At 64.0% G+C, this 18,900-nt stretch carries 16 protein-coding genes and 1 tRNA gene; 6 read left to right on the forward strand and 11 right to left on the reverse strand.

Annotated features, from left to right (window positions below):
• Positions 1–126 precede the first annotated feature (126 nt).
• The 5 genes from AB3X89_RS18705 to AB3X89_RS18725 all read right to left on the reverse strand — a co-directional run bounded on the left by AB3X89_RS18705 (position 127) and on the right by AB3X89_RS18725 (position 2,229).
• The gene (locus tag AB3X89_RS18705) at positions 127–489 is read right to left on the reverse strand and encodes a hypothetical protein (RefSeq protein ID WP_368584593.1); all 363 of its coding nucleotides are present in this window, start codon (positions 487–489) and stop codon (positions 127–129) included.
• Between the two features lie 58 nt (positions 490–547).
• The gene (locus tag AB3X89_RS18710) at positions 548–757 is read right to left on the reverse strand and encodes a DUF6232 family protein (RefSeq protein WP_368584609.1); all 210 of its coding nucleotides are present in this window, start codon (positions 755–757) and stop codon (positions 548–550) included.
• Complete coding sequence (locus AB3X89_RS18715; RefSeq protein WP_368584594.1) at positions 741–1,640, reverse strand: DUF6538 domain-containing protein; 900 nt, start codon at positions 1,638–1,640, stop codon at positions 741–743. Before AB3X89_RS18715 ends, AB3X89_RS18710 begins: the two co-directional genes overlap by 17 nt.
• Before the next feature lie 89 nt (positions 1,641–1,729).
• Positions 1,730–1,804 (reverse strand) — tRNA-Arg (locus AB3X89_RS18720).
• A gap of 233 nt (positions 1,805–2,037) precedes the next feature.
• The gene (locus tag AB3X89_RS18725) at positions 2,038–2,229 is read right to left on the reverse strand and encodes a rubredoxin (RefSeq protein ID WP_013088815.1); all 192 of its coding nucleotides are present in this window, start codon (positions 2,227–2,229) and stop codon (positions 2,038–2,040) included.
• Positions 2,230–2,536: 307 nt separating this feature from the next.
• Here AB3X89_RS18725 and AB3X89_RS18730 point away from each other — a divergent pair, with 307 nt between their 5' ends.
• The 5 genes from AB3X89_RS18730 to AB3X89_RS18750 all read left to right on the forward strand — a co-directional run bounded on the left by AB3X89_RS18730 (position 2,537) and on the right by AB3X89_RS18750 (position 10,640).
• Positions 2,537–2,938: a DUF4399 domain-containing protein gene (locus AB3X89_RS18730; RefSeq protein WP_368584595.1), complete on the forward strand. Its 402-nt coding sequence runs from the start codon at positions 2,537–2,539 to the stop codon at positions 2,936–2,938.
• Positions 2,939–3,097: 159 nt separating this feature from the next.
• The gene (locus AB3X89_RS18735) at positions 3,098–5,032 is read left to right on the forward strand and encodes an ATP-binding cassette domain-containing protein (RefSeq protein WP_368584610.1); all 1,935 of its coding nucleotides are present in this window, start codon (positions 3,098–3,100) and stop codon (positions 5,030–5,032) included.
• A gap of 493 nt (positions 5,033–5,525) precedes the next feature.
• Positions 5,526–7,511 carry a DNA topoisomerase IV subunit B gene (locus AB3X89_RS18740; protein ID WP_368584596.1) on the forward strand — a complete coding sequence of 662 codons (1,986 nt, stop codon included), beginning with the start codon at positions 5,526–5,528 and terminating at the stop codon, positions 7,509–7,511.
• 61 nt (positions 7,512–7,572) lie between these two features.
• Complete coding sequence (gene parC / locus AB3X89_RS18745) at positions 7,573–9,894, forward strand: DNA topoisomerase IV subunit A (protein ID WP_368584597.1); 2,322 nt, start codon at positions 7,573–7,575, stop codon at positions 9,892–9,894.
• Between the two features lie 287 nt (positions 9,895–10,181).
• Positions 10,182–10,640 carry a CopD family protein gene (locus tag AB3X89_RS18750; RefSeq protein ID WP_013088820.1) on the forward strand — a complete coding sequence of 153 codons (459 nt, stop codon included), beginning with the start codon at positions 10,182–10,184 and terminating at the stop codon, positions 10,638–10,640.
• Between the two features lie 48 nt (positions 10,641–10,688).
• Here AB3X89_RS18750 and AB3X89_RS18755 read toward each other — a convergent pair whose 3' ends face one another.
• From AB3X89_RS18755 to AB3X89_RS18780, 6 genes are all read right to left on the reverse strand, one after another.
• Positions 10,689–11,897, reverse strand: a complete 1,209-nt coding sequence (locus tag AB3X89_RS18755; RefSeq protein WP_368584598.1) for a chromate transporter — start codon at positions 11,895–11,897, stop codon at positions 10,689–10,691.
• 37 nt (positions 11,898–11,934) lie between these two features.
• Positions 11,935–14,298: an EAL domain-containing protein gene (locus tag AB3X89_RS18760; RefSeq protein ID WP_368584599.1), complete on the reverse strand. Its 2,364-nt coding sequence runs from the start codon at positions 14,296–14,298 to the stop codon at positions 11,935–11,937.
• Between the two features lie 418 nt (positions 14,299–14,716).
• Positions 14,717–15,616, reverse strand: coding sequence for a PhzF family phenazine biosynthesis protein (locus AB3X89_RS18765; protein WP_368584600.1), 900 nt, complete (start codon positions 15,614–15,616; stop codon positions 14,717–14,719).
• 196 nt (positions 15,617–15,812) lie between these two features.
• Entirely contained in the window at positions 15,813–16,277 is a 465-nt protein-coding gene (locus tag AB3X89_RS18770) for a RidA family protein (protein WP_368584601.1), read from the reverse strand.
• Positions 16,278–16,380: 103 nt separating this feature from the next.
• Positions 16,381–17,577 (reverse strand): PLP-dependent aminotransferase family protein, encoded by a 1,197-nt coding sequence (locus AB3X89_RS18775; protein ID WP_368584602.1) that lies wholly within the window; start codon positions 17,575–17,577, stop codon positions 16,381–16,383.
• 117 nt (positions 17,578–17,694) lie between these two features.
• Positions 17,695–18,390 (reverse strand): VOC family protein, encoded by a 696-nt coding sequence (locus AB3X89_RS18780; protein WP_368584611.1) that lies wholly within the window; start codon positions 18,388–18,390, stop codon positions 17,695–17,697.
• Positions 18,391–18,622: 232 nt separating this feature from the next.
• On the opposite strand from AB3X89_RS18780, the gene AB3X89_RS18785 reads away from it, so the two are divergent.
• A partial coding sequence (locus AB3X89_RS18785) for a GntR family transcriptional regulator (RefSeq protein WP_368584603.1) occupies positions 18,623–18,900 on the forward strand: 278 nt, incomplete at its 3' end.

Consider the following 18,900-nt stretch of genomic DNA (forward strand, 5'->3'; position numbering starts at 1 on the left):
TTTAATCCAAATTAAACAGTTAGTTTCTCGCGCCCAAGAGCAGTCTCGAAGGCCACCCACGCCTCGCGCACGGATGATTGAATTGATTGATTAACCTGCAGGCTGTTGTATCAGTTACCAAATTTTTCAATTGCAACCGTAGGCGTTGCAAGTTTTGTAGAACGATTGGCCGCTCGCATTCGTTCCACTGATCACTCGATTGCCGTTTCCGAGTTCTGTAATGTTTTCGTTCCAGTTTGCCCCATTCGCTGCTTGGCCATTTATTTGGGTCGTATTCCCGTATGTGGTGGCGGTCTCGTTCCACGAACTGCCGGTTTGAGCGTTAGTCCCCTGAACCATCGTCATGTTGCCAAGCCTATTAACTGTGTAGCTATTCCCGCTGTCGTCGGTACAGGTTTGCATCGCGGGACTGCCGAAGCAGTTCGCAAAAACAGGTGCACTGAAGACCGTAGTTGTCGCAATGCAAATAGCGATGAGTGGGTGTTTCATGGAATTTTCTTGAAAATGTACTGAAGTGATCACCAGGAACAGCAGGCGGTCTACAAAGTTAGCCCCTGGCAATGATCGACTCGTTGAGCGCTGCAATGATTCGGTCGATAGCGTCCCTGTCGGTACTCTGGGTAGCTCGAGATTCACCCGATGCGCTATGTATGACTACGTAGTGGACGTCTTTCGCCTTTACGGCGACGGCAAATCCTGCGCAGGCTAAGAAGAACCCAATGGTCTTGCTCGCGCCGCCATCAAGAAAAAAGAAGATCGCGCTTCTCTACATCCTCGCCCGCCTTCGGAATCTCAATACCAGCGAACACATTGGCGCTCCCCAACTCGTTTTCTTTGATCGCCCGATTAAATGCGGCTGTGAGCGTGCGCAGGTAGCGTTCGACGGTGGATGTGCGAACCGACTTCCTATCCCGGGAATGCTTGCCAGCAAGTAGCCACTCTACGAAGGCGTTTGCATCGTGCCTCCGTATGCTCGGCAGGTCGCGACCCTCAACCCTCGCAGCAGGCATGCCCGAGCGTTCCCCCAGAAAAGCAACGAGGTAGCCGAAGATCATCCGGGCGTCCTTTTCCGTATCGGGACGCGCCTTTATGTACTGGTCGAGGCAATCGGCAATGGTGATCTTGAGGCGCCCTTGCATCATCTGGAGCGCGGCAGCGTGGATCGGGGACAGGTGCTGGTCGAGTTGGCGTCCCTCCGTGATGTGCTCGCTTTCCAGGACCGATTGGGGTAACTGGGCCTCGAGAAGATCCTGAAATGCCCACAGCGCACCCTCGGGGGTTTCCTGGGTGTTTGCCGGGTCGATGCCATAGTTCGCCAGCAATTCCCGAGCTACCTGCAGGTCCCCCGCCCGGTCGGGATTGCCCAGCGAGGCCGCCGCCCGCGTGGGATTGCGCAACCGGTCCCAATCTTCGTCGGTCTGCTTGACCAACTGTGCGACCTTTGGCGCTGCAACGCGTGGATCCGATGTCTGCAGCGAAACCACGTAGTGAGCTTTGCCCGCGTATTTGGACTCAGCAGGTAGCAACGGCTTTATGTCATCGGGAATGCGACGCTTGAAGAGCAGCAGAGTGCTGCCCGCTTTGGGCCGCGTGTATTTGAGCTTCACGGAGATGATAGAGGAGAGACGCAGCAAGGCCATGTAGCACCCATTGTAGCAACCAATGTAGTACCTACAAACGACCTGAGAAGCCCGCCAGTCAAGCCCGTAGCGGCTTTGGCGGTAGTTCCTGGTCCCCCTGACAGGAATCGAACCTGTATCTAGCGCTTAGGAGGCACTTGTTCTATCCATTGAACTACAGGGAGAGGACCGGGCCGGACAGATCGGCGAGGACTCGGTGAGTCCACACTGACCGGCGAGCGCAGAGTATATCAAACCGGCGCGGGCAAAAGGAGAGCCAAGCCAGCAACCGGCCCGCGCGCCCCAACAACCTCAAAAAGAAACGGCCCCGCAGACATCGCCTGCCGGGCCGTGCAAACCACCTGACCATCCGGCGAAGGGCACCCAACCGCGCCCATCGCCCGACGTCATGACAACATTAAAACTCGACTACCGCGAACTCCGCCTTGCCCACGTCGCACAGCGGGCAGCGCCAGTCTTCCGGGATGTCGGCGAAGCGCGTGCCCGGCGCGATGCCTTCTTCGGGCAAGCCGTCTTCCTCGTTGTAGATCCAGCCGCAAATCAGGCAGACCCAGCTCTTGTATTCCGTCACTTCGATTACTTCACTCACGACACACTCTCTCGTTCAATGCAATGGCCGGCTGCTCTGCCCCTTTATGGGGCGGCGCGGCGACCCGCAATATTACCGGAATTAGTCAATTCAGCCGCAGACGACCTGTGCGCCGCGGTCGCAACGCATCCGCGAGGCCCGGGCTCGCGGCGACCGGTCTCGTCACACAAAGCGTGTACGCTTTGCTCTGCAAGCTATCTGATTCGACAGATGTGGCGCCCGCCTGGCATGGATTGCGACGATCGGTCTCAGGATCAGGCTGCTGGCGGTATCGCGTGGACCAGTTTCGCTTCCAAAGGAGAAAACGATGTTTAAAAACAGACGGTTGGTCGGCATCGTGGCGGCAGGATTGCTCGCCGTGTCGGGCGTGGCGCAGGCGGAGGGCGTGACCTTCGTGCAACCGGCGGACGGGGCGACCGTCACCAACCCGGTGCACGTCGTGTTCGGCCTCGACGGCATGAAGATCGCGCCTGCCGGCACGATGACGGAGGGCACCGGACATCATCATCTGCTGGTCGACGGCAAGCCGCTGCCGAAAGGCGAGGTTATCGCCGCGACCGACAAGTCGCTGCACTTCGGCAAAGGCCAGACCGAAACCGATCTGACGCTGCCGCCGGGCGACCATACGCTGACGCTGCAATTCGGCGACGGCTCGCATCGCTCGTATGGGCCGCAGATGAGCAAGACGATCACGGTGCATGTGAAGTAAGCCATTGTTCGAAAAGCCGGGCCGGCGCGCGGGTGTCGCCGGCCGCACCGATTGCGTTGCACGCCGCCTTGCACGCATCTCCCCCCAGGCATCCCTGCGACCGGCCCCGCGCCCGGTACAATGAGCAGTTCCGACTCATCGCTGTCTTCTCCCATTCCCATGTCGCTTTACACCATTACCGGAGCCCAGCTCGCGTTCGGTCACGTCGCGCTGCTCGACCACGCGGATTTCTCGCTCGAAGCGGGCGAGCGCGTCGGGCTGATCGGGCGCAACGGCGCGGGCAAGTCGTCGCTGTTGAAGATCGTCGCCGATCTGGCCAAACCCGACGACGGCCTCGTCTCGCGTCAACAGCATCTGAGCACGGTGTACGTGCCGCAGGAGCCCGAGTTCAACGCCGACGACACCGTGTTCGACGCGGTCGCCGCCGGTCTCACCGAGGCGCGCGCGCTGCTCGACGAATACGACGCGGTCGCGCATCAGCTCGCCGACACGCCGGAAGGCGCGGAGCACGACGCGCTGCTTGCGCGCATGAACACGCTGCAATCGTCGCTGGACGCCGCGGACGCATGGAACTGGAGCACCCGCGTCGCGACCACGCTGCAGCAGATCGGCCTGAACGGCGAAGCGCGCGTCGGCTCGCTGTCGGGCGGCATGCAAAAGCGCGCCGCGCTCGCGCGCGCGCTCGTTGTGCAGCCCGACGTGCTGCTGCTTGACGAGCCGACCAACCATCTCGACTTCGACGGCATCCGCTGGCTCGAAGACCTGCTGGTGTCGCTGCGCGCGGGGCTGCTGTTCATCACGCACGATCGCGCGTTTCTCGACCGCGTCGCGACGCGCATCGTCGAACTCGATCGCGGGCGGCTGCTGTCGTATCCGGGCAATTTCTCCGCGTACCAGACGCGCAAGGCGCAGCAGCTCGAAGTCGAGCGTATCGAGAACGAGAAGTTCGACAAGCTGCTCGCGCAGGAAGAAGTGTGGATTCGCAAGGGTGTCGAGGCACGCCGCACGCGCAGCGTGGGGCGCATCGCGCGGCTCGTGCAGATGCGCAACGAGCGCGCCGAGCGCCGCAACGTGCAAGGCAACGTGAAGCTCGACGTTGGTCAGGGCGAGAAGTCCGGGAAGATCGTCGCGGAACTGACGGACGTGACGAAGCGCTATGGCGAGCGCACGGTGGTGGACCGCTTCACGGCCACGGTGATGCGGGGCGACAAGATCGGCTTCGTCGGTCCGAACGGCGCGGGCAAGACCACGCTGCTGAAGCTGATCCTCGGCGAACTCGCGCCAGATGAAGGCAATGTGCGCGTCGGCACCAATCTGCAGGTCGCCTATTTCGATCAGATGCGCGCTGCGCTCGATCTGGAAAAGAGTCTCGCCGACACGATCAGCCCGGGCAGCGAGTGGGTCGAAATCAACGGCCAGAAGAAGCACGTGATGAGCTACCTCGGCGACTTCCTGTTCGCGCCGGAGCGCGCGCGTTCGCCGGTCAAGTCGCTGTCGGGCGGCGAGCGCAACCGGCTGTTGCTCGCGCGTCTGTTCGCGCGTCCGGCCAACGTGCTGGTGCTCGATGAACCGACCAACGACCTCGACATTCCGACGCTCGAACTGCTCGAAGAACTGCTGATCGATTACGACGGCACGGTGCTGCTCGTCAGCCACGACCGCGCGTTTCTCGATAACGTGGTGACGTCGGTGATCGCATCGGAAGGCGGCGGCAAGTGGCGCGAATACGTCGGCGGCTTCACGGACTGGCAGACGCAGCGCGATCGATCGGAGCAACTCGCGCTCGAAGCACAGAAGGAATCGAGCAAGGAAGCGCCGAAAGAAGCGGCGCCGAAGGAAAGCGCCACGGGCCGCAATGCGCAGCGCAGCGCGAAGCTGTCGTTCAAGGAGCAGCGCGAACTGGAGGCGCTGCCGAAAATGATTGCCGACCTCGAAGCCGAACAGAAGGCGATCGGCGCGCAGCTCGAAGACGGCTCGGTGTTCGCGAAGGATGCACGCGAAGGCGCGCGTCTGACCGAGCGCTATGCCGAGATCGACGAAGAGCTGATGCTCGCGCTCGAGCGGTGGGACGAGTTGGAAAACCGCGTCAAGTGACGCAACGCGGTGCGCGCGCCGCATGGCGCGCTTCCTCGCGCATGAGCTGATGCAGCATGCGCGGGCGGCACGAAAACAATAGAGAACGCCGCTGCGCATGCATTGAATGTTCAGCGGGCGCACGTCCGTGCAGTTCCGCCGCTACCCGCCGATAGCCATTGCGCCGCCGTCCCGCGAGACGTCCATCCTCCGGCGCATGTCCCCCAGCGCCCGCCGCGCCTTATCCAGTCGGCCAATTCAGCGCGACGTCAATTGCCGCCGTGATCGAAATCAGTACAATACCCCGCGAACAGGCTTCCCCGGCGGGCTGAGCGTCGATGCCCGGCCTCTGAGCGCGCCAGCGGAAGCCGCGCAACAAAACAGCTTGCCCGCACTGCGGGCACTCCGCCTAACCCTGTTGTTTCGTTTCGCTTTTTTTGAAAACTCAACGCATTGTCCACGGCCCTGTCCACAGGACCTGTGGACAACGATGAACCGACGCACCGAGTCAATCATGTCTACGAAAAAGCCAAACGCCGCGTATAGCGAAGCGTCGATCAAGGTGTTGAAGGGTCTTGAGCCGGTCAAGCAACGACCCGGCATGTACACCCGCACCGAGAATCCGCTGCACATCATCCAGGAAGTCATCGACAACGCATCGGACGAAGCCCTCGGCGGCTACGGCCGGCAAATCACGGTCACACTGCACGCGGACCATTCGGTCTCGGTCGACGACGACGGCCGCGGCATTCCGTTCGGCCTGCACCCCGACGAGGGCGTACCGGTCGTCGAAATCGTTTTCACGCGCCTGCATGCGGGCGGCAAATTCGACAAGGCCGCCGGCGGCGCCTATACGTTCTCGGGCGGTTTGCACGGCGTCGGCGTGTCGGTCACGAACGCGCTGTCCACGCGGCTCGACGTCACCGTTTGGCGCGACGGCAAGGTGGCCGAACTGAGCTTCGCGCACGGCGACGTCGCGAAGCCGCTCCAGGTGCGTGCCGCCACCAAGGCCGACAAGAAATCCGGCACGCGCGTGACCGCGTGGGCCGATCCGAAGTACTTCGATTCGCCGAACCTGCCGCTCGGCGAGTTGCAGCGTCTGTTGCGCTCGAAAGCGGTGCTGCTGCCGGGCGTCGAAGTCACGCTCGTCAACGAAAAGACCGGCGAGCAGCAAAGCTGGAAATACGAAGACGGCCTGCGCGGCTATCTGCTCGAAGGCATGAACGGCAGCGATCTGCTGATTCCGCTGTTCGAGGGCGAGCGCTATGCGGAAAGCTCGCGTTCGAGCGAAGAGACGTTCGCCGAAGGCGAGGGCGCAGCGTGGGTCGTCGCGTGGAGCGAGGAAGGGCCGCTCACGCGCGAGTCGTACGTGAACCTGATTCCGACGCCCGCGGGCGGCACGCATGAGTCGGGTTTGCGCGACGGTCTCTATCAGGCGGTCAAGAGCTTCGTCGAGCTGCACAACCTGCAGCCGAAAGGCGTGAAGCTGCTTGCCGAAGACGTGTTCGCGCGGGTGTCGTTCGTGCTGTCCGCGAAGGTGCTCGATCCGCAGTTTCAAGGGCAGATCAAGGAGCGCCTGAATAGCCGCGACGCGGTCAAGCTGGTGTCGTCATTCGCGCGGCCGGCGCTCGAACTGTGGTTGAACCAGCACGTCGAGCACGGCAAGAAGCTCGCAGACCTCGTGATCAAACAGGCCCAGGCGCGCACGCGCGCGGGCCAGAAAATCGAGAAGCGCAAGAGCTCGGGTGTCGCGGTGCTGCCCGGCAAGCTGACCGATTGCGAATCGACGGAAATCGGACGCAACGAGCTGTTCCTCGTCGAGGGTGACTCGGCGGGCGGCTCCGCGAAGATGGGCCGCGACAAGGAATACCAGGCCATTCTGCCGCTGCGCGGCAAGGTGCTGAACACGTGGGAAACCGAGCGTGATCGTCTGTTCGCGAACAACGAGGTGCACGACATTTCGGTAGCGATCGGCGTCGATCCGCATAATCCGGACGACAAGGTCGATCTGTCGAATCTGCGCTACGGCAAGATCTGCATTCTGTCGGATGCGGACGTCGACGGCTCCCACATTCAGGTGCTGCTGCTCACGCTGTTCTTCAAGCACTTCCCGCAGCTGATCGAGCGTGGCCATGTGTGCGTCGCGCGGCCGCCGCTGTTTCGCGTCGATGCACCCGCGCGCGGCAAGAAGCCCGCGCAGAAGCTCTATGCGCTCGACGAAGGCGAACTCGAGGCGATTCTCGACAAGCTGCGCAAGGACGGCGTGCGCGACAACCAGTGGTCGATCAGCCGCTTCAAGGGTCTCGGTGAAATGAGCGCCGAGCAGCTGTGGGACACCACGATGAATCCCGACACGCGCCGCCTGCAACCGGTTGCGCTCGGTGAACTCGACTACGACGCGACCGTCGCGCGCATGACGATGCTGATGGGCAAGGGCGAAGCGGCGTCGCGCCGCAGCTGGCTCGAAGAGAAGGGCAACGAAGTGGAAGCGGACATCTGAGCGCATTTGCGCCTCGATGCGGCATACGACACTTCAAGCCAAACACGGACACGGAATCTAGATGGACGACGATAACACTCTCGACCTTTTCAACGAGCCGCCGTCGGACGGCGACGTGCTGACGCTCGGCAACTACGCGGAGCGCGCGTATCTCGAGTATGCGGTCAGCGTGGTCAAGGGCCGCGCGCTGCCGGACGTTTGCGACGGCCAGAAGCCGGTGCAGCGCCGCATCCTGTTCGCGATGAACGAGATGGGCCTCGGCGACAACGCGAAGCCGGTCAAATCGGCACGCGTGGTCGGCGACGTGCTCGGTAAGTATCACCCGCACGGCGACCAGTCCGCGTACGACGCACTCGTGCGTCTCGCGCAGGACTTCTCGATGCGCTATCCGCTGATCGACGGCCAGGGCAACTTCGGCTCGCGCGATGGCGACGGCGCGGCGGCGATGCGATACACCGAAGCGCGTCTGACGCCGATCGCGAAGCTGCTGCTCAGCGAAATCGACCAGGGCACGGTCGACTTCATGCCGAACTACGACGGCTCGTTCGACGAGCCGAAGGTGCTGCCGGCGCGTCTGCCGTTCGTGCTGCTCAATGGCGCATCGGGCATCGCGGTCGGTCTCGCGACGGAAATTCCGTCGCACAACCTGCGCGAAGTCGCAAGCGCCGCGGTCGCGCTGATCCGCCATCCGAAGCTCTCTCACGCGGAACTGATGCAGCATGTGCCGGGTCCGGACTTCCCGGGCGGCGGCCAGATCATTTCGAGCGAGGCGGAAATCGCCGCCGCGTACGAAACCGGCCGCGGCAGCCTGAAGGTGCGCGCGCGCTGGAAGATCGAAGACCTCGCACGCGGCCAGTGGCAGCTCGTGATCACCGAACTGCCGCCGAACACGGCCGCGCAGAAGGTGCTCGAGGAAATCGAAGAACAGACCAACCCGAAGATCAAGCTCGGCAAGAAGGCGCTGACGCCCGAGCAGTTGCAGACCAAGCAGACGCTGCTCGCGCTCGTCGACGCGGTGCGCGACGAATCGGGCAAGGACGCGCCGGTGCGTCTCGTGTTCGAGCCGAAGTCGAGCCGCATCGATCAGACCGAGTTCGTCAATACGCTGCTCGCGCATACGAGCCTCGAATCGAACGCGCCGCTGAACATGGTGATGGTCGGTGGCGACGGCCGGCCGCGTCAGAAGGGCTTGAGCGAAATCCTGCACGAGTGGATCGCGTTCCGTTTCGCGACGGTCACGCGCCGCACGCGGCATCGTCTGTCGAAGGTCGACGACCGCATCCATATTCTCGAAGGCCGGATGATCGTCTTCCTGAATATCGACGAAGTCATCCGCATCATTCGCGAATCGGACGAGCCGAAGGTCGCGCTGATGGCCGCGTTCGGCCTCACGGACCGTCAGGCCGAGGACATCCTCGAAATCCGGCTGCGTCAGTTGGCCCGTCTCGAGAAGATCAAGATCGAGAAGGAACTGGCCGAACTGCGCGAAGAGAAGGCCAAGCTCGAAGAACTGCTCGGCAGCGAACCGGCGATGAAGCGCCAGCTGATCAAGGAAATCGAAGCCGACGCGAAGCAGTACGGCGACGAGCGCCGCACGCTGATCCAGCAGGAAAAGCGCGCGACGTTCGAAGCGCGCGTGGTCGACGAACCGGTCACGGTGGTGGTGTCGCAGAAGGGCTGGGTGCGCGCGTTGAAGGGCCACGGGCTCGATGTCGCGGGCTTCAGCTTCAAGGCTGGCGACGGTCTCTACGCGGCGTTCCAGTGCCGCACGCCCGATACGCTGATCGCGTGGGGCAGCAACGGGCGCGTCTATTCAGTCGCGGTGGCGCAACTGCCGGGCGGGCGTGGTGACGGGGTGCCGGTCACTTCGCTGATCGAGCTCGAATCGGGCAGCCATCTGATGCACTACTACGCGGCGTCGGCGGACCAGGCGCTGCTGCTCGCGTCGAGCAACGGCTTCGGCTTTATCGCCAAGGTCGGCGACATGGTGAGCCGCGTGAAGGCCGGCAAGTCGTTCATGACGATCGACGCCGGCGCCGCACCGCTCGCGCCGATGCCGATGCTGCCGGATGCGGTGCAGGTCGGGTGTCTGTCGTCGGGCGGGCGTCTGCTGGTGTTCGGCCTCGACGAGATGAAGACGCTGTCGGGCGGCGGTCGTGGCGTCACGCTGATGGCGCTCGACGACAACGAGACGCTGGTGCAGGCGCTCGCGATCGACAAGGCCGGCCTGATGCTGATCGGCACACGCCGCGGCGGCCGCGTCGACGAGGAGAAGCTGGCCGGCGCCGAGCTTGCGGCGCATGTCGGCAAGCGTGCGCGCAAGGGTCGCGCGCCTGACAGCAAGCTGAAGCTCGACGGCATGCGTCCGGTGCTGCCGGCTTAGTGGAGTCGATTTAACCAAGTTTGACGCTGGAAAGCCACGGGTGCCTGCTAGCATGCGGGGCGCTCGCGGTCTGTCACAAAAAGTCCGTCGCGAGAAGGGTTGGAAGCAAACGGGGTGCGGCGGCGTCGCGGCCAGATGAAGGTGGCGCGATCACAACGACAAGATACGATGCAATAGACGTCGATACCCGGAACTGCCTGTATCACGTATGGTCGAACGCGCTCAGTTGCTGCTGAGCGGGATCAAGTGTCCAAAACGGTGTGGCGTCGTCGGGAGAGGAAAACTACATGAACAAGGCTATCGAAGTCGCGCTTTTTCTGCATCTGCTCGGGGTGGCGGTGTGGGTCGGCGGTATGGTGTTCGCGCATTTCTGCCTGCGTCCGGCGCTCGGCGATCTGTCGCCTCAACTGCGCCTGCCGCTGTGGGAGTCGGTGTTTGGCCGCTTCTTCAACTGGGTCGGGGTGTCGGTGCTCGTCATTCTGATTAGCGGCGGCTTCCTGCTGATGCAGTTCGGCGGCGGTCATGCAACGTGGCCGCTGCATGCGATGGCCGGCCTCGGCATCGTGATGATGCTGATCTTCGGGCATATCCGCTTCGCCGTGTATCCGCGGATTCGCCGCGCGGTGCAGGCGCAGAAGTGGCCCGACGGCGCGCGGGCGGTCGGTACGGTCCGCCGTCTCGTGCTGATCAATCTCGTGCTGGGCGTCGTGACGATCGGCGTCGCGGTGCTGTCGCGCGGATTCTGATCCGCCGATCGCCAACGGCACCACGGGCTTCGTGCGGCCCGCGACGCGTCACGTCGTGACGCCGTACGCGAGCCATAAGCCGCACGCCACCGCCACCGTTGCATACACGGCGTACACCGGCACCTTCAGCTTCGCGAAGCACATCGCGGAGAACGTCGCGGTCAACAGGTAGATCGGTTCCAGCGGTACATGCGCGGCAATGCGCAGTACCGCGACCGCGAGAAAGGCGGTCGTAACCGCGCGCAGTATTCTCATGCCGTGCTCGAAGCGCGGGTTCACCTTCAATTGATGCAGATGCCGCTGCGCGAGCACGACGAGGCAGCCAGACGGCACGAATAGCGCGAGCGTTGCGATCAGCGCGCCGAGCCAGCCATCGACGAGATAGCCGAAGAACGGCACCACGTTCAGCAGCGGACCAGGGGACAACGGCGACAGCGTAAACGCGAGCGTGAAGTCGTTATCGGACACGCCGACCCCCGGCGTGACGAACAGCGTCTTCAGCACTGGCAACGCGGAGAAGCCGCCGCCGAACAGCGTCATGCCGGCACCCGCGAGGCGCGGCCACAGCAGCGCGAGGTCATAGCGATGCGGCAGCGGCAGTGCAAACAGCACGAGCAGCACGCCGAGCGCGGCCAGCAGCCGATAATCGCCGCGCCGGAGCGACACTGCCAGCCGCGAGTCGCGCTCCGGGCTCGCGAACCAGCCGGTGCCGAAGGCTGCTCCCAGCATCACCACATACGCCGCGGCGCTGTGCGCATAGAGCAGCGCGATGCTGCCGAGCAGCGCCGCCGCCCATTCGAGCTTGCCGTGCACCAGCGCGCGCGTCTGCTTGTACCAGGTGAGCGCAATCAGTGTCGCGAGCACGACGCTGAAGTGATGCAACAGTGTCTGCGACGCGATCGTATGCACGACGGGCGTGCGGTAGAAGATCGCGAACAGCGTCATCAGTGTGAAGAAGGGCAGCACGCTCGCCACACCGGCGACCCACGCGCCCGCGCGCCCGCGCAGCGCGTGCCCGAGCTGCACGGCGACGTTGCAGCCGACGGGTCCCGGCACCATCCACGCGAGCGCGATCAGATCCGAGAACGCCACGCGCGAGAGCCGCCCCTCGCGTTCGACGTAGTGATGCTCGAGCTGCGCCATCAACGCGAGGCCGCCCCACGACAGCGCCGACAAGCCGCACACGACCCGGAACAGCGTCCATAGCGGTTCCCGTCGCCCGCGGCGGGCAGCCTCCTCGCTGGTGATGGTCGGCATCGGCGCTGTGGATGCCCGGCGTGCGGGCGCCCGTCCTTTAATTGTTGGTGCTGGATACGCTGCTTGCGCTGTCGGCTACGTGCGCGACGCGGCGGCCGCTGGTGCTGTTCATGCCGCATACCCCGAAGCGCTCGAGCAGCGCCGGAATCGCCTCTGCCGGCACCGGACGCGAGAACAGGAAGCCCTGCGCCTCGATATGGCCGAGCGCGGCCAGCCAGGCAATCTGCTCTTCGGTCTCCGTGCCTTCGACCACTACCGTGAGCCCGAGCGAGCGCGCGAGGTTGACGATCGCGGTGACCATCACGCAGACGCTGCGGTCGCCCGGAATCTCCTGGACGAACGAGCGGTCCACCTTCAGCGTATCGACGGCGAAGCGGTTCAGATAGGACAGCGATGAATAGCCGGTGCCGAAATCGTCGAGCGCGATGCGTACGCCGAGACGCTTCAACGCGAAGATTTTTTCGGAGACGACTTCCGGAAATTCCATCATCGTCGTTTCGGTGATTTCGAGTTCGAGGCGGCGCGCGGAGATGCCGGTTTCCTCGATCGCGCGCGAGATCGTTTCGAACAGGTCGCCGCGCCAGAACTGCACGGCCGAAATGTTCACCGCGAGCGACAGCGTGTCGTAGCCCTGCTGCTGCCACTGCGCGAGCTGACGGCATGCGGTCTCGATCACGAAGTCGCCGATCGGCACGATGAGCCCGGTCGACTCGGCCACGGGGATGAACTCGTTGGCCGGAATCAACCCGTGCTGCGGATGGTTCCAGCGCACGAGCGCTTCGAAGCCGGTGATGCAGCGACGCGCGAGATCGATCTTCGGCTGATACGCGAGGAACAGTTGCCCTTCGGCCAGCGCGACGCGCAGCTGCTGTTCCCACTTCATCAAATGGTCCGCGCGATGCGACAGATGCGGCGAATAGAACTGGTAGCAGTTCTTGCCGGCGTCCTTCGCGCTGTACATCGCGAGGTCGGCTTTCTTCAGCAGGTCGATCTCGCTTTCGTTGGCGACCGAGTACAGCGCGATGCCGATGCTCGCATGCAGCACGAACGAACTGCCGCGCACGTCGAACGGCTTCGAGAACACTTCCCCGGCGGCTTCGGCGAGCGCGACCGCGCGCTTCTCGACATCGTCGCCCTTGATCACGACGACGAACTCGTCGCCGCCGATGCGGCTCAGCGTGCCTTCGTCGCCGATCGCGGTCGCGAGGCGCGAGGCCGTCATCTGCAGCACGATGTCGCCGGCGTTGTGGCCGAGCGTGTCGTTGACGGTCTTGAAGTTGTCGAGGTCGATGAAAAGAATCGCGAGGCGGCCGAGATTGAACGGCTGCGCGACGTCGTGGCGCAGCGCCTGCAGCGTCGCGTAGCGATTGCGCAGCCCGGTCAACAGGTCGTATTCGACGAGGTGGGTCATCTCGCGCTCGCGGCCGAGCAGCTTGCCGATCAGGCCGGTCGCGACGCCGAAGAAGCTCAGCATCGCAAGCGAGATGAAGCCCGCCATCAACAGATAGACGTTGCGCGTGTGGTTGTAGTCCGCGAATTCTTCGCCCTGCGAAAGACCGACGAGCACGCCGAGCGGATAGCCGTCGATGTGCCGGTATGACACGATGCGCGTGACGTTGTCGATCGAATCGACGTAGGTGCCCGACACGTGCTCCGAAGTCGGATACGTGCCGCTCGCGGTGAACGTGCTGCTGGCTTTGTTGGCGTTGCCCGTACGGCGCGCGAGCACGGTGCCGTTGTCGGAGATCACCGCGATCACGCCTTCTCGGCCGATCGCCGCGTTGTTGTAGAAGTCCGACGTGAAGTAGCTCGGGTCTTCGGACACCACGACGACGCCAGCGAACGAGCCGTCAGGATGATTCAGGCGCCGCGTCATCTGCAGCGTCCAGTGACCTGAGATGCGACCGAGCACCGGCTTGCTGATGTATAGCTGGTCGTCGTTCTCGTGCTCGTGGACCTTGAAGTGTTCGCGGTCGGACAGGTCGATGTGAGCGGGATTCAGTTCAGCCGTGTTGGCGATTAGTCTGCCGTGCTCGTCGATCAGCGACACTTGCACGAGCGTTTCGCTTTGCACGACGCCTTTTTCGACGGTGCTCGCGAGATCGAAATGATTCGGCGTCTTTTCGAACTCGTACTTGACGAAGCGCGTAATCTGATCGACCTGGTGAATCGCCTTGATGGTGTGCTGTTCGAGCGCCGAGGAAAGGATGGCGGAAGACGCCATCGCTTCGCGATACGTCGCGTCTTTCTCGACCGATAGCCGCGCGAAGATCACGGTCCACAGCAGGATCAATACGAGTACGCCGAGCGCTGGAATGATGAGCAACGCGCGCCGGCGCGTGATCATCGGATCGCGTCGCGGCATGGCTTCGCGCGGGTCGGAGAAGCGGGACTGAGTCATCGCGTGGCCCTTGGCCGGGGGTGCGTCGCTTGCAAACGCACGGGCATCGACTGCGCGAAATAGATGGATGGCTGCATGGTGACCAAGGTGCCAAAGCTGCTGCGCAGGAGGAGAGGGCGTGGCGCCGCGCCTGACCGTCCACAGGTCATCGGATACGACCGCTATATACCGTTCGATATTACTGAATGCGACTCGATTAAGGAAGCGTCCGGGCATGGGGTATACGCGGGCGCTGCGGGCGCCTCGGGCCCGCCGTTCACGAGTGCTGCATGGCCGGTATCTGGCAAGGGTTTTGCCATCCAGTCGCCATGAATTCGGACAACCAGGTATGGCGGCGCCATAGTGCTGCGGCTTTTTGTGGTGTGACGCGGCGACATGCGGCGTGTCGCGGTGCCTTGCGCGCGAGGCCGCGGTCCGCTTATGCGAGCCGACACGTGCCGTCGATGATCGTCACCGCAGGCCCGCCGATCCAGATCTTGCCGCGTGCATCGTCATAGTGGACCGACACGTCGCCCGCGCGCCCGAGCACGGTGCCCTGACGCGCCGTATAGCGTGTGCCGGGCCGACGTTGCTGCAGGCTCAGCAGGCCCGCGAGCGCGGCGTTGGCGCTGCCGGTCACCGGATCTTCGCCGGTGCCGAAGCCGCCGCCCGCCATCAGGCAACGGACTTCGAACGTTGCCGGACCATCGGCATCGTGCGGCCCGTATACGGCGACGCCGTGCGTGTCGACCGAATGCACGAGCTCGGCTAGCGCCGCCGCATCGGGTTCGAGCGCGAGGCAGTCGCGCGCCGAATCGACCCGCACGACGAGCCACGGCGCGCCGTTATCCACCGCGCATGGCGGCGCGGTAAAGTCGATCGCCTCACTACGTAAAGCCGTAGACAGCGCCTCGTAACGATGCTCGGCGAGCGGCGTCACGCGTGCGGGCGGCGCGGCGAACGCCCATGCGCCGTGCGTCGTGTCGGCGCCATCGAGCGCTTCGAGTTCGACGAGACCCACGCCGCATTGCTGAATCAGCTTGCCGGCCTGCTTCGGCTGGTAGCCGCTTTCGCGCAAAGCATGCGCGGTGCCAAGCGTCGGATGACCGGCGAACGGCAACTCGCCGCCCGTCGTGAAGATGCGCACGCGATAGTCGGCGGCGGCATCGGTCGGTTTCAGCAGAAAGGTGGTTTCGGACAGATTGGTCCAGCGCGCGATGGCCTGCATCTGCGCGGTATCGAGCGCGTCGGCATCGAACACGACGGCGAGCGGATTGCCCTTGAACGGTGTCGACGAAAACACGTCGACCTGTTTGAAACGAACGGTGTGAGCAGACATCGACAGGCCCCGGCGCAATGGACGTTGAGGGATCTCGCGGATTCTATCCGGCTGCGCGGCAGCGATCCACCGTCGCCATAAAACAATAACGCGCCGCCGGTGCGTGACACCGGACGGCGCGTTCGCATCGCGATGCGGCGTGAATTAGTTGCGAATCTCACGCGGCATCGCCTGCATCGTCATATCGTTTCGATGCTTATTCGACCTCGGCGATCAGTTCGATTTCGACGCACGCGCCGAGCGGAATCTGCGCAACGCCGAACGCCGAGCGCGCGTGCTTGCCGCGCTCGCCGAACACGTCGGCGATCAGCTCGGACGCGCCGTTCGTGACCACATGCTGCTCGGTGAACTCGAGCGTCGAGTTCACGAGGCTCATCAGCTTGACGATGCGCGTGACGCGATTCAGGTCGCCGACGTGCGCATGCAAGGTGGCGAGCAGATCGATCGCGATCGAGCGCGCGGCGGCCTTGCCTTCGTCGGTGGAGAGAGTCGCGCCGAGCTTGCCGACCCAGACCTTGCCGTCCTTCTTCGCGATGTGGCCCGACAGGTACACCGTGTTGCCGCTTTGCGCGCTCATCACATAGGCCGCTGCCGGCGCACCCGCTGCCGGCAGATCGATGCCGAGTTCCTTGAGCTTGTCGTACACATTCGATTGAGCCATGTCGTGTCCTCGTTTCGGTGAGATTGCATGAATGCAGGCGGGGCGAAGTCCGCACGCAACGCGCGTGCAAACTTCGCCCCGGTGGCAGTGCGGCTAACGCCGTTTAAATTTTCGCGCGCACGAGTGCGCCGAGACGCGCCACGCCTTCGTCGATTTTAGCGGGCGGCACGGTGACGAACGACAGACGCAGCGTATTGTGCTGCGCCTCGCTCGCGAAAAACGGAGCGCCCGGCACGAATGCGACGTTCTGCGCGACCGCTTCTTCGAGCAGCTTCATCGTGTCGATGCCCGCCGGCAGATTGACCCAGATAAACATGCCGCCTTCCGGACGGTTCCAGCTGACGCCTTCGGGCATATAGCGTTCCAGCGCGGTGAGCATCGCGTCGCACTGGTTGCGATACAGCTCGCGGATCGTCGGCACGTGCGTGTCGAGGAAGCCGTCCTTGACCACTTCGTGCACGATGCGCTGCGTGAAGCTCGGCGTGTGCAGGTCGGTGGCCTGCTTGGCCTGCACGAGTTTGAAGATCAGTTCCTCGGGCGCGATGATGAAGCCGACGCGCAGACCCGGCGCGAGCACCTTCGAGAACGAGCCCAGATAGACGATGTGATCGGGCGCCATCGATAGCATGGTCGGCAGCGGTTCGCCCGCATAATCGAGCGCGCCGTAGGGGTCGTCCTCGATCACCGGGAACGGCGCGCTCTTCGCGAACTCGGCGAGCGCGCGGCGGCGCTCGATCGGCAGGCGGCGGCCCGTCGGATTCTGGAAATTCGGCTGGGTGTACAAGAGACGCGCGCCCTTGATCAGTTCCGGCGTCAGACCTTCCGGGATCAGGCCCTGGTCGTCGGTCGGCACCTGCACGTAGTGCGGCTCGTACATCGAGAACGATTGCAGCGCGCCGAGGTAGGTCGGCGTTTCGACCAGCACCGGGCTATCGACACAGACCAGCACCTTGCCGAGCAGGTCGAGCGCCTGTTGCGAGCCGGTCGTGATCAGCACCTGCGACGGGCGGATCTGCGCACCGTTGATCGAATAGCGTTGCGCGACCCACTCCCGCAGCGGCAGATAGCCTTCGGTCGCGCTGTACTGCAGCGCAGCGGCGGGCCTGTCGCGCAGGATGCGGTCGGATGCCTCGCGCATGCGCTCGGCCGGGAAGGTGGCCGGCGAGGGCAGGCCGCCGGCGAAGGAGATGACTTCGGGCCGTTCCGTGACCTTCAGGATTTCGCGAATCGCGGAGCTGGTGAGCTTGCGCGCGCGTTCGGACAATTGCCACATCGGGGCTTTCAGGTCGCTTTGGTCCATGATCTCCTCTGCTGGTATTTCTGGAACCGGTCAAAACTTCAATTATCGCGCGACTCGGCAAGCATTGCCGCTGGGGCTGCCCCCGGGGTTGCCCGGGTTTGCTCAATCACGCGCTGCTTATCCGAGGGTTCGCGGACCCTCGGGTGTTTCAAATTCGGCGACGAGCGCCGCGGCGCCGTCGGTAGGCTGGACGTCGAGGAGGTGCGCTGCGCCGAGCCAGCGCAGTTGTTCGCCAATCAGCTCCGGCCGCGGATGCACGGCTTTTAACGCTTTCAGCGCGAGGTTGGTCGGCGCCAGCGACTGCGACGGATGCCGCGTCGAGTCCCACTGGATCAGCGAGGGCAGCACGCCGTCGCCAGCGCCTTGCCAGGCGGGGAACGAGCCGTCCTCGGGCACCGTCAGGCCCCACGTGAAATCGCCGCGCGTCATCGGCACGACCGGCGCGATGCGCTGCGGATACTGCGCCTGCCACGTCGCCAGATGCTTCGGCCGCTCGACGCGCGCGACCCAATGCGACAGATACGGCCCGTTTTCAAGTCGCGCCTGCGTCGCGGGGTCGTCGAGCGCGAAGAGACGCGGGCGCGGCGCGGCGCCATCGGTCGCGTCGGCTGCGGCACGCGGATCGATCGCGATCACTTCCAGGTAGACGCCGCCCCACAGGCCGAGCAGGCGATTGTGGGTCCGCATCAGCGGATGCGCGCCGCCGCCGGCCGGCGCGACGCCGAGCGCATCGGCGACGTACTGGACGCCTTCGTCCAGCGTGCGCGCGGAGACGACGAGGTGATCGAGACTGATGAGCGATGGGGCTGTCAGGGCTGTCATGGCGGATCGACGGAAAACGCTGTTCTGCGCAAAGGCCAGCTGCGCGCCATGCGTAATGGCTGGGCTGCCGGGCCCGTAAGCATAACCGTTTGCCGGATCGGCGGGCCGAGCGGATGGTTTTGCATTGCGTCACCATCCTTCGCTGGATTGAAATGTAACGGCCGTGACCTGCACAGTAACGGTACAATCGACGCGATACTTTTCGGTACAGTTGGAGCCCGTCATGTCCGTCCCGCTTGCCCAGATTCCCGCCCCGCACGACACCGCGTCGCTGACGCTGGTCGAACAGCTCGTCCAGTGGGCGCGGCGCCGCATCGAGGAGCGCGTGTTCCGTCCCGGCATGCGCATGCCGTCGATCCGCAAGCTCGCGCTCGACAAGGGCGTGTCGCGCTTCACGGTGGTCGAAGCGTACGAGCGCCTCGTCGCCCAGGGTTTTCTGGAATCGCGGCGCGGCTCCGGCTTCTATGTGCGCGAGCGCCAGGGCGGCGCTGCGCCGGTCAC

This window comes from Paraburkholderia sp. BR14320 (assembly GCF_040948665.1).
Taxonomy (GTDB): Bacteria; Pseudomonadota; Gammaproteobacteria; order Burkholderiales; family Burkholderiaceae; genus Paraburkholderia; species Paraburkholderia youngii.

Coding starts and splice junctions, on each gene's coding strand:
- AB3X89_RS18760 (WP_368584599.1), bottom strand. CDS start 14,298: ATGACTCAGTCCCGCTTCTCCGACCCGCGCGAAGCCATGCCGCGACGC.
- AB3X89_RS18730 (WP_368584595.1), top strand. CDS start 2,537: ATGTTTAAAAACAGACGGTTGGTCGGCATCGTGGCGGCAGGATTGCTC.
- AB3X89_RS18755 (WP_368584598.1), bottom strand. CDS start 11,897: ATGCCGACCATCACCAGCGAGGAGGCTGCCCGCCGCGGGCGACGGGAA.
- AB3X89_RS18770 (WP_368584601.1), bottom strand. CDS start 16,277: ATGGCTCAATCGAATGTGTACGACAAGCTCAAGGAACTCGGCATCGAT.
- AB3X89_RS18715 (WP_368584594.1), bottom strand. CDS start 1,640: ATGGCCTTGCTGCGTCTCTCCTCTATCATCTCCGTGAAGCTCAAATAC.
- AB3X89_RS18705 (WP_368584593.1), bottom strand. CDS start 489: ATGAAACACCCACTCATCGCTATTTGCATTGCGACAACTACGGTCTTC.
- AB3X89_RS18750 (WP_013088820.1), top strand. CDS start 10,182: ATGAACAAGGCTATCGAAGTCGCGCTTTTTCTGCATCTGCTCGGGGTG.
- AB3X89_RS18775 (WP_368584602.1), bottom strand. CDS start 17,577: ATGGACCAAAGCGACCTGAAAGCCCCGATGTGGCAATTGTCCGAACGC.
- AB3X89_RS18765 (WP_368584600.1), bottom strand. CDS start 15,616: ATGTCTGCTCACACCGTTCGTTTCAAACAGGTCGACGTGTTTTCGTCG.
- parC (WP_368584597.1), top strand. CDS start 7,573: ATGGACGACGATAACACTCTCGACCTTTTCAACGAGCCGCCGTCGGAC.
- AB3X89_RS18735 (WP_368584610.1), top strand. CDS start 3,098: ATGTCGCTTTACACCATTACCGGAGCCCAGCTCGCGTTCGGTCACGTC.
- AB3X89_RS18740 (WP_368584596.1), top strand. CDS start 5,526: ATGTCTACGAAAAAGCCAAACGCCGCGTATAGCGAAGCGTCGATCAAG.